The organism is Micromonospora foliorum, assembly GCF_022229015.1.
GTDB lineage: Bacteria > Actinomycetota > Actinomycetes > Mycobacteriales > Micromonosporaceae > Micromonospora > Micromonospora foliorum.
In genome coordinates, this window is record NZ_JAKKFF010000282.1 from 1 (window position 1) to 8,509 (window position 8,509).

7 protein-coding genes are annotated in these 8,509 nt (G+C 69.9%); 3 read left to right on the forward strand and 4 right to left on the reverse strand.

Annotated features, from left to right (window positions below; translation table 11 throughout):
- Positions 1–252 precede the first annotated feature (252 nt).
- From PSH25_RS20710 to PSH25_RS20720, 3 genes are read right to left on the reverse strand one after another with little or no spacing between them, the layout of a single operon-like run.
- Positions 253–561 carry a cupin domain-containing protein gene (locus tag PSH25_RS20710; protein WP_030329959.1) on the reverse strand — a complete coding sequence of 103 codons (309 nt, stop codon included), beginning with the start codon at positions 559–561 and terminating at the stop codon, positions 253–255.
- Complete coding sequence (locus tag PSH25_RS20715; protein ID WP_238660668.1) at positions 558–1,508, reverse strand: LLM class F420-dependent oxidoreductase; 951 nt, start codon at positions 1,506–1,508, stop codon at positions 558–560. Before PSH25_RS20715 ends, PSH25_RS20710 begins: the two co-directional genes overlap by 4 nt.
- 2 nt (positions 1,509–1,510) lie before the next feature.
- On the reverse strand, positions 1,511–2,296 hold the full coding sequence (locus tag PSH25_RS20720) for an ABC transporter ATP-binding protein (protein ID WP_238660669.1): 786 nt from the start codon (positions 2,294–2,296) through the stop codon (positions 1,511–1,513).
- A 270-nt stretch (positions 2,297–2,566) separates the two neighbouring features.
- On the opposite strand from PSH25_RS20720, the gene PSH25_RS20725 reads away from it, so the two are divergent.
- A complete protein-coding gene (locus tag PSH25_RS20725) occupies positions 2,567–3,598 on the forward strand; it encodes an ABC transporter substrate-binding protein (protein WP_238660670.1) in 1,032 nt (343 codons plus the stop codon).
- A gap of 103 nt (positions 3,599–3,701) precedes the next feature.
- Positions 3,702–4,559 (forward strand): ABC transporter permease, encoded by an 858-nt coding sequence (locus PSH25_RS20730; protein WP_238660671.1) that lies wholly within the window; start codon positions 3,702–3,704, stop codon positions 4,557–4,559.
- Between the two features lie 75 nt (positions 4,560–4,634).
- On the opposite strand, the gene PSH25_RS20735 is transcribed toward PSH25_RS20730, so the two are convergent.
- The gene (locus PSH25_RS20735; RefSeq protein WP_238660672.1) at positions 4,635–5,813 is read right to left on the reverse strand and encodes an ABC transporter substrate-binding protein; all 1,179 of its coding nucleotides are present in this window, start codon (positions 5,811–5,813) and stop codon (positions 4,635–4,637) included.
- A 444-nt stretch (positions 5,814–6,257) separates the two neighbouring features.
- Here PSH25_RS20735 and PSH25_RS20740 point away from each other — a divergent pair.
- Positions 6,258–8,509 (forward strand): sensor histidine kinase (locus PSH25_RS20740; protein WP_238660673.1); only part of this gene is annotated, 2,252 nt, incomplete at its 3' end.

Here is an 8,509-nt window from a genome sequence, read left to right on the forward strand (position 1 = left end):
GCGAACCAGCCCACCCAGACGAGCTGGGCCGGCCACTGGTTGACGGTCGTACCGGTGAAGGCGCCGGTCAGGCGGACGATGCCGAAACCGTATGCGACGCCGAGCTGGCCGGCTCCGGCCAGCACGCTCACCCCGAGCGCCGTGAGCAGCAGTCTGCCCCAGGTCCGAAAGGCCATGTCCGGCACGTTACGCACCCGGTACACCCGATCGCCACCGGCGCGCCGCGCGGCACGCCGGTGGCCATCGGCGGGTCTACTTGAGTTCGACCAGCCGGGCCAGGTAAGTCGTATCCCCGACATTGGTCAGCATGTGCACCGCGCCCGGGTCCCGGTAGACCACTCCGCCGGTGGGCTCGTCGGCGTCGATCCGGGTGCCGTCGACGGTCTGTACGACGTTCTTGGCGCCCTCGATCGCCACCACCAGGTAGGGGTGGTCGTGCCGGTGCAGCGGTTGCCGCTCGCCGGGTTCAAGGCGGATGTGCCAGACGCGGACCCGGTCGTTCTCGTACACGATCTCCTGACCCACCGGTCCGAGTTCGGTTCCGTCGATCACGTCGGTCATCGTGCTCCGTCCAGTTGGGGCAGCACCTCGGCGGCGATCAGCTCAAGGTGGTCGAGGTCATCGAAGTCGATCAGGCGTAGGTGCACCCGCGTGGTGCCGATCGCGGCGAACTCACCGATCCGCTGCGCGAGCTGCGCGGGGGAGCCGACCACCGGGTCCTCCGGTGGCAGCGCGCTCTTCTCGTGCAGGGGCGCGGCCCGACGCTGGGCCTCCGCGTCGGTCCGGCCGATGGCGACGACGATCCCGGCGGAGAGCACCAGCGGCTCGCGCCCGGACTCCGCCCGTCCGGTGCGCTCACACGCCTCGCGCACCCGGTCGTACGCCTCGGCGGTGGCCGCCACGGATTTGAACGGCATGTTGAACTCGTCGGCGTACCGGGCGGCCAGTTCGGGGGTGCGCTTGGGGCCGCGCCCGCCCACGATGATCGGCGGGCCGGGCACCTGCACCGGCTTGGGCAGGGCGGGAGCGTCCACCAGCCGGTAGTGGTCGCCGGTGAAGCTGTAGGTCTCGCCGGACGGGGTTCCCCACAACCCGGTGATCACCTCAAGCTGCTCGGCCAGCCGGTCGAAGCGCTCGCCGACCGCCGGGAACGGGATGCCGTACGAGGTGTGCTCGCGCTCGTACCAGCCGGCGCCGATGCCCAGGTCAACCCGGCCGCCGCTCATCTGGTCGACCTGCGCGACCATCACCGCGAGGGGACCGGGCAGGCGGAACGTGGCCGACGTCACCAGGGTGCCGAGCCGGATCCGCTCGGTTTCCCGGGCCAGCGCGGCGAGGGTCAGCCAGGCGTCCGTCGGGCCGGGCAGGCCCGGGTCGGCGCCCATCGACTGGTAGTGGTCGGCGCGGAGGAAGCCCTCGTAACCGCAGGCCTCGACCAGCCGGGCGAACCGGAGCTGGGTGTCGTAGCTGGCGCCACGGTTCGGCTCGGTGAAGACCGACACCCGCATGGTCAGTGTCCTTCCGCGCCGGCGGTGGCCGGCTGCTCGCGTTCCATCAGCAGTTCGTGCAGGTCCGCACTGACCTGGGCGACGTCCGCGAGGTGGGCGTTGCGGCCCAGGGTGCGCGGCCGGGGGATGGTCACGTCGACGACCTTGCGGATCCGGCCGGGTCGGGGGCTCAGCACGACCACCCGGTCGGCGAGCAGCACCGCCTCGTCGATCGAGTGGGTGACGAAGACGATTGTCGGCTTGTTCTCCATGTGCACCCGCTGGAGTTCACCGGAGAGTTCCTCGCGGGTGAGCGCGTCCAACGCGGAGAACGGCTCGTCCATCAGCATCACCCGGGGCTCGCCGATCAACGACCGGCACAGTGACACCCGCTGCTGCATGCCGCCGGAGAGCTCGTGCGGCAGCCGCTTCTCGAAGCCGGCCAACCCGGCCACGTCGAGTAGTTGCCGGGCCCGCTCCCGGTGCTTGGCGCGGCTCCAGCCGAAGATCTCCACGGGCAGCATGACGTTGTCCAGCACGGTGCGCCAGGGCAGCAGCGCCGGCTTCTGGAACAGCATGGCGATGTCCTGGCGGGGGCGGGTGATCGGCGTACCGGCGACGGTGATCTCACCGGCGCTCAGCGGGAGCAGCCCGGCGATCAGCCGCAGCAGGGTGGACTTGCCGCAGCCGGAGCGGCCGAGCACGGCGACGAACTCGCCCTCCGCGACGTCGAGGTCGATGCCGCGCAGTGCCTCCACCCGGCCGGATCGGCCCTCGAAGGTACGGGACACCCCGGACAGTCGGATCATCTCCGGCGTACCTCCGCTGAGTGGACGGTCAGGATCCGCCAAAGGCTAACCGCCCTGTCGAGGTATGACACCGGCTGGGGTGGTCGTCAGGTTGTATCCGTTCCGCAACCCGATACGCCTGGCGTCGCAACTGTGGGTTTCTCGTACGCTGTGCCCGCGAAGAGTCCCCTCACGACGGCGGCGCCCGGCTTCCACCCCCCTCGCCGGCCCGTCACGACAACCCCCTCCGGTGGCCTGCCGGCCCCGGTCGGAAAGGACATGGTGCAACTGATGAGAAGGCTGACCCGTACGGTCGCTACGGCCGCGCTGGCCACCGCCCTCGCCCTTGTCTCCGCCTGCAGCAGCGGGTCGGATTCGGCCGACGATGCCAAGGGCGGCGACGGCAAGACGCTGGAGAAGGTGACCTACCTCACCTCGTTCGGCAACTTCGGCCGTGACTCCTACGCCTGGGTGGCGAAGGACAAGGGCTTCTTCAAGGAAGCCGGCTTCGACGTCGAGATCAAGGCCGGTCAGGGCACCGGTGGCGTGATCCAGACCGTCGTCGGCGGCCAGGCCGACTTCGGCCCGATCGACCTCACCGGCGGTCTGCTCCAGCTCGGCAACGGCCAGGCGAAGGACTTCACTGCGGTGGCCGCGATCCAGCAGCGCACCATGGCGGGCATCGCCACCGTCGAGGGCAAGAACATCAGCTCCCCGAAGGACCTGGAGGGCAAGAAGCTCGCCGACACCCCCGGGTCCGTGGTCCGCAACCTCTTCCCGACGTACGCCCGGCTCGCCGGTGTGGACGCGACCAAGGTGACGTGGGTCAACGGTGAGGCGCAGAACCTGATCGGCACGCTGGCCAACGGGTCGGTGGACGGCATCGGTCAGTTCGTCGTCGGTCAGCCGACGATCGAGGCGGTGGCCAAGAAGAAGGCCGTCATGCTGCCGTACAGCAACGTGATGCAGGACCTCTACGGCAACGTGCTGATCACCTCCTCGAAGATCGCCAAGGAGAAGCCCGAGATGGTGAAGCGGTTCACCGCGGCGCTGCTCAAGGGCCTGGAGTACAGCCTGGCGAACTCCAAGGAGGCCGCCGACATCCTGAAGAAGAACGTCGACGCCACCAACCCGGTCTCCGCCGCCGCCGAGCTGGAGTTGATGGCCGCGTACGTCCGTTCCGGCAACACCGGCACCGCGATCGGCACCCTGGACAGCGGTCGGGTCGCCAAGAGCATCGCCATCCTGCAGGGCGCCGGCGCGCTGAAGCAGAACATCACCCCCGAGCAGATCATCGACTTCAGCCTCGCGCCGAAGGCCTGATCGTCCGGTCGTCATCAGGGGGTACGTCCCGCCGATCCCGGTGGGGCGTACCCCCGTCGCTCGTCGGCCCCCGGCGGGCCGTGAGATTTCGAGGAGGACAGGAATGACCGACGTCCGGTCAGCGGACCCGGCGGTGACGGAACCCCCACCCCCGAGCGCCGGCCCCGAGGCGGGCCGCGCGGGTCGAGGTGCGGGCCTTCGGGCCGGGGCCGAGGTGGCGCTACCCGCGGTCGGCATCCTGATCGCGCTGGCGGCGTGGTGGCTGATCGCCCGACTGGAACTGGTCCACCCTGTCGCCCTGCCGCCGCCCGGCGACGTGTTCAGCGCGTTCGTCGAGAAGCCCGCCCAGATGCTGGAGCACACCTGGGACACGACGCTGGAGATCCTGACCGGGTTCGCCCTCTCGGTGGCCGCCGGTGTGCTGCTCGGGCTCTCCCTGGCCAGTTCCCGCACGGTGGAGCGGATGTTCACGCCGCTGCTGGTCGCGGTGAACGCGGTACCGAAGATCACGCTGGGCCCGCTGCTGGTGGTGGCGCTCGGTTGGGGGCAGAAGCCGATCCTGACCATGGTGTTCCTGCTCTGCTTCTTCCCGATCGTGCTCTCCACCGCGACCGGGCTGACCACCACGCCGGCCGACCTGGCCGAGTTGGTGCGGTCCTGGAACGCCTCCCGCTGGCAGGCGTTCCGCAAGGTGCGCTTCCCGGCCGCGCTTCCGCAGATCTTCGTCGGGCTCAAGGTGGCCATGCCGCTGGCCGCGATCGGCGCGGTGATCGGTGAGTTCCAGGCCGGCGAGAGCGGCCTCGGCTACGTCATCACGCAGTACGCCGGCATCGGCGACGCCGCCACCGCCTGGGCGGCGATCATGCTGGTGGCGCTGGTGAGCATCCTGCTCTACTCGGCGCTCCTGGTGATCGAGCGGATCGCCCTGCCCTGGGTGCGAGAAACCACCAGCAGCCGCTGACCCACCAGAAGAATCAATCACAAGAAACGCGAAGGGCCGGCCCCCACATGGAGGCCGGCCCGTTCCGTCAAGCGTCTACCCCGCCAACCGCCAGCGGCCGTTGCGGGCGACAAGCGTGGTGAGCGCCTGCGGCATCAGACCGCTGTGGTTGTCCGGCGTCATGCGGATCGGGCCGGACAGGCCGTCCATCTGGGACGTCTCCAGCACGTCCCGGATGCCGTTGCGGTCCACCTTGCCGATCTCACCACCGGCGCGCAGTTCGGCGTCGGCGATCAGCTGAACGGCGTCCGCGGCGAACGACGAGGACCCGTTGTAGCCACCGAAGCGTGCCGTGTAGTCCTGGAACCACTGCCGCCGCGCCGCCTTGGCCGGCGTGGTCGCGATCACGTCGTCGATCACCATGGTCTGCGTGAAGATCAGCGTGGCCTTCTCGGTCGCCTTGGACGCCGAGCCGAGGAAGAGGTCGCCGGCCGCACCCGCGTCGAAGTAGATCGACCCACGGAAGGTGGTCTGCTGGGCGGTGGTGGCGGCCAGTGTCGCCTGCTCCGGCGGGGTCCAGAAGACCATCGCGTCGGGCTTGCCCGAGGCGAGCTGCTGCACCTGCTGGCTGACGTCGGTGTCGGTGGTCTTGATCCGCTGCTGTCGGAGCGAGATGTTGGCCTTGTCCAGCTCGTTCTTGAGCGCGGTCACGCCCTCCTGGCCGTAGTCGTCGTCGCTGACCAACATCCCCACCTTGCGGATGTTGTTGCGGCGCAGTTCGGTGGTCAGTGCGGCGGCGCTGTCCGGGGCGTTGGGGCCCAGCTTGAACACGTAGCGCCGTTCGGCGGCCGGCGCGGCGATCGCGCCGGAAGCGGCTAGCGCAATGGTGGGAATCCGCTTCTCGTTGATGGTCCCGACCGCACCGACCGCGCATTCGTTGCAGCCGCCCATGATGATGGCGCTGACCTTCGAATCGCTGCTGAAGTCGACGATGTTGCGAAGTGACTCGGCCGAGTCGGAACGGTTGTCCTTCACCTTGAGATCGATCTTCCGGCCGTTCAACGCGCCGGAGGAGTTCAACTGCTCGACCTTGAGTTCGAGGGCGCGCTGGTATGTCCGGCCAACCGTGGCGGCGGCGCCGGAGAGTTCGAGGTCGGCAGCGATCACGATCGGACTCGTGTCCTGCTCCGCTCCGCCAAACTGGCAGCCGGTGAGCGTGGTGGCCACTACGGCCGATGCGAGCGCCGCGATGGTCGCGGAGCGGATGGGGCTCAACTCAGTCCTCCAGGTGCGGGCGCGGGCGCTGCCCGGTCACCGCCGCTAATCCGTCCTCAGTGGAGGACGGGATCTCCTCTGCCGTACGGTGTGCGCGAAGCCTGCAAAACCTTGCCAATGGCCGGCGCTGTGGTCAAGCGCGGACCCCGGCAGCATTTTCGGGACGGCCATCCCACATGCTGGGGTAACGCAATGTTTGCAAAAGCTCACTTTGCATACACGCGTGACCACTCTGGAGTTACATGCCCTGTTCAGGGGCTTGCGGAAATGAAGGTATCAGTTGCCCGGATCACGGGATGCGCTCCGTCCGACCGTTTCCTACCTCACTGCGGCTTCCCAAACACGATCATCTCTGATGAAATCGCGGCCGTGCCGCGCGTGGTCCCCTCCGCTTACGGCATGGCTCGGCGGCTCAGGCGGGGAAGAAACGACGGAGGCGATGTCGTGAGCACCGGACCGACGACCCTGCCCGCGCTCGGCGACAGCAGCCGGCGTACGCGCCGACGGATGCCGAGACTGCGTGACGCCCGGATCCGGTCCAAGTTGGCACTGATTCTGGTTGTTCCGGTGGCGGCGGTGATCGCGCTGGCGACGGTCCGCCTGATCTCGGTCGGCGAGGGTGCCTTCGACGCCACTCAGGCCCGGGCACTGACCGCCCTCTCCGTCGACGTCAGCGCGCTCACCCAGGACCTCCAGGCCGAACGGATGGCCGCGGCCGCCTACCTGGCCGCCCCGCAGCAGCCGGCCGACGCGTACAACCTGCGGGTCCGCAAGACGCAGCAGCAGGTGGACGAGTACCGGGCCGAGCGGGGCCGGGTCGGCGAGGTGCCGGCCGCCCTGCGGGACCGGCTGGCCGTCATCGACGAGCACCTGGCCACCCTGGACGGCACCCGTCAGGAGGTGCTGGACCGCCGGCAGATGGCGGTCGCCGAGGCGGTGCTCCGCTACGGGGTCATCCTCACCGACCTGGTCTCGTACGGTGACGGCCTGGCCCAGCTGCCCGGCGACGAGAGCCTGGCGGACAGCCGCCGCGCGGTCTCCGCCTTCGCCCGCGCCAAGGCTTCCGTGGCCGAGGAAGAGGCCGTCGCCTTCACCGCGCTGACGGCCGGCCAGCTCGACTCGGAGCAGTTCTCCTCCTTCGTGGCAACGCTGACCGGTCAGCAGGAGGCCCTGGTCGCCTTCTCGCTGGCCGCCGACCCGGTGCAGCGCGCCCTGGTCGACAGCACCGTCTCCGGTGACGCGGTCGGCCTGGCCGACCGGGTGGCCACCGACATCACCCGCTCGGTCGGGCAGCGCCCGCTTGTCACCGCGCAGGACGCCACCGCTGCCATCGGCGCCGTCAACGACCTGATGCGCTGGGCCGAGATCCAACTGCAGGACCGACTGCTCCAGCAGGCCGACCAGGCGCGCTCGGACGTCATCCGGCAGGCCGTGGTCGAGTCGGTCCTGGTGCTGCTGACCCTCATCATCGCCGTGTCGCTGGCCGTGGTGCTGGCCCGCTCGCTCAACCACTCGCTGCGCCGGCTGCGTGAGGGCGCCCTCTCGGTGGCCAACCACGACCTGCCCGACGCCGTGCAGCGGCTGCAGAACATGGGCAGCGTGGGTGACGGCGGGGTGGACGAGATCGTCCGACAGGTCCGGGACCCCATCCAGCTCAACACCCGCGACGAGGTCGGTCAGGTGGCACTGGCCTTCAACGTCGTCCACCGGGAGGCGGTGCGGGTCGCCGCCGAGCAGGCGGCACTGCGTACCAGCGTCTCGGCGATGTTCCTCAACCTGGCCCGCCGCAGTCAGACCCTCGTCGACCGGATGATCGGCGAGCTGGACGCGATCGAGCGCGGCGAGGAGGACCCGAAGCGGCTCGCGCAGCTCTTCGAACTGGACCACCTGGCCACCCGAATGCGGCGCAACGACGAGAACCTGCTGGTCCTGGCCGGCGCCGACTCCGCCGTACCGCGTCGTGACGACGCGTTGGTGGTGGATGTCCTGCGCGCCGCCCAGTCCGAGGTGGAGCTGTACAACCGCATCGAGTTCGGGACGGTCGACACCGACATCTCGGTGGCCGCGCACGCGGTCAACGACGTGGTACGTCTCGTCGCCGAACTCCTCGACAACGCCACCCGGTTCTCGCCGCCGAACACCACGGTGGTCGCCGACGGTCGGCGGATCCGCGACTACGTCCTGATCCAGATCGAGGACCGTGGGCTCGGCCTCACCGACGAGCAGCTCGACTCGCTCAACCGGCGGCTGGCCGCCCCGCCGAGCGTCGACGTCGCCGCGTTCCGGCTGATGGGTCTGGCCGTGGTGAGTCGGCTCGCCTCCCGCTACGGCATCCGGGTGGAGCTGCGCCGCAACGTCGAGGGTGGCACCGTCGCCCAGGTGACGTTGCCCGCCGCCACCGTGGTGCTGCCCAGCAACCGGGGCCGCGAGCAGGTGCTCACCCGGCCGCGTCAGCCGATGGCCGTGGAGCAGACGCCGCTCACCCCGGTCGGTCACGCCGAGCAGTTCGCCGGTGCCGCCACGACGGCGGCGACGCTGCCCGACCAGTGGCGGACCAGCTCGCCGGCGCCCGCACAGTGGCAGTCGCCGCTGGACTCGCGGGACACCACCCCGGCCGTACAGGCGGGTGGCTACACCGGTCCGCGCTCGACCATGCCCCCGGCGCCCGCCGCCCCCGCTCCGGCACCCGCCGCCCC

What these genes read in the sequence shown, in the direction of transcription:
- PSH25_RS20710 (WP_030329959.1), bottom strand. Translation starts at nt 561, where the DNA reads ATGACCGACGTGATCGACGGAACCGAACTCGGACCGGTGGGTCAGGAG.
- PSH25_RS20715 (WP_238660668.1), bottom strand. Translation starts at nt 1,508, where the DNA reads ATGCGGGTGTCGGTCTTCACCGAGCCGAACCGTGGCGCCAGCTACGAC.
- PSH25_RS20720 (WP_238660669.1), bottom strand. Translation starts at nt 2,296, where the DNA reads ATGATCCGACTGTCCGGGGTGTCCCGTACCTTCGAGGGCCGATCCGGC.
- PSH25_RS20725 (WP_238660670.1), top strand. Translation starts at nt 2,567, where the DNA reads ATGAGAAGGCTGACCCGTACGGTCGCTACGGCCGCGCTGGCCACCGCC.
- PSH25_RS20730 (WP_238660671.1), top strand. Translation starts at nt 3,702, where the DNA reads ATGACCGACGTCCGGTCAGCGGACCCGGCGGTGACGGAACCCCCACCC.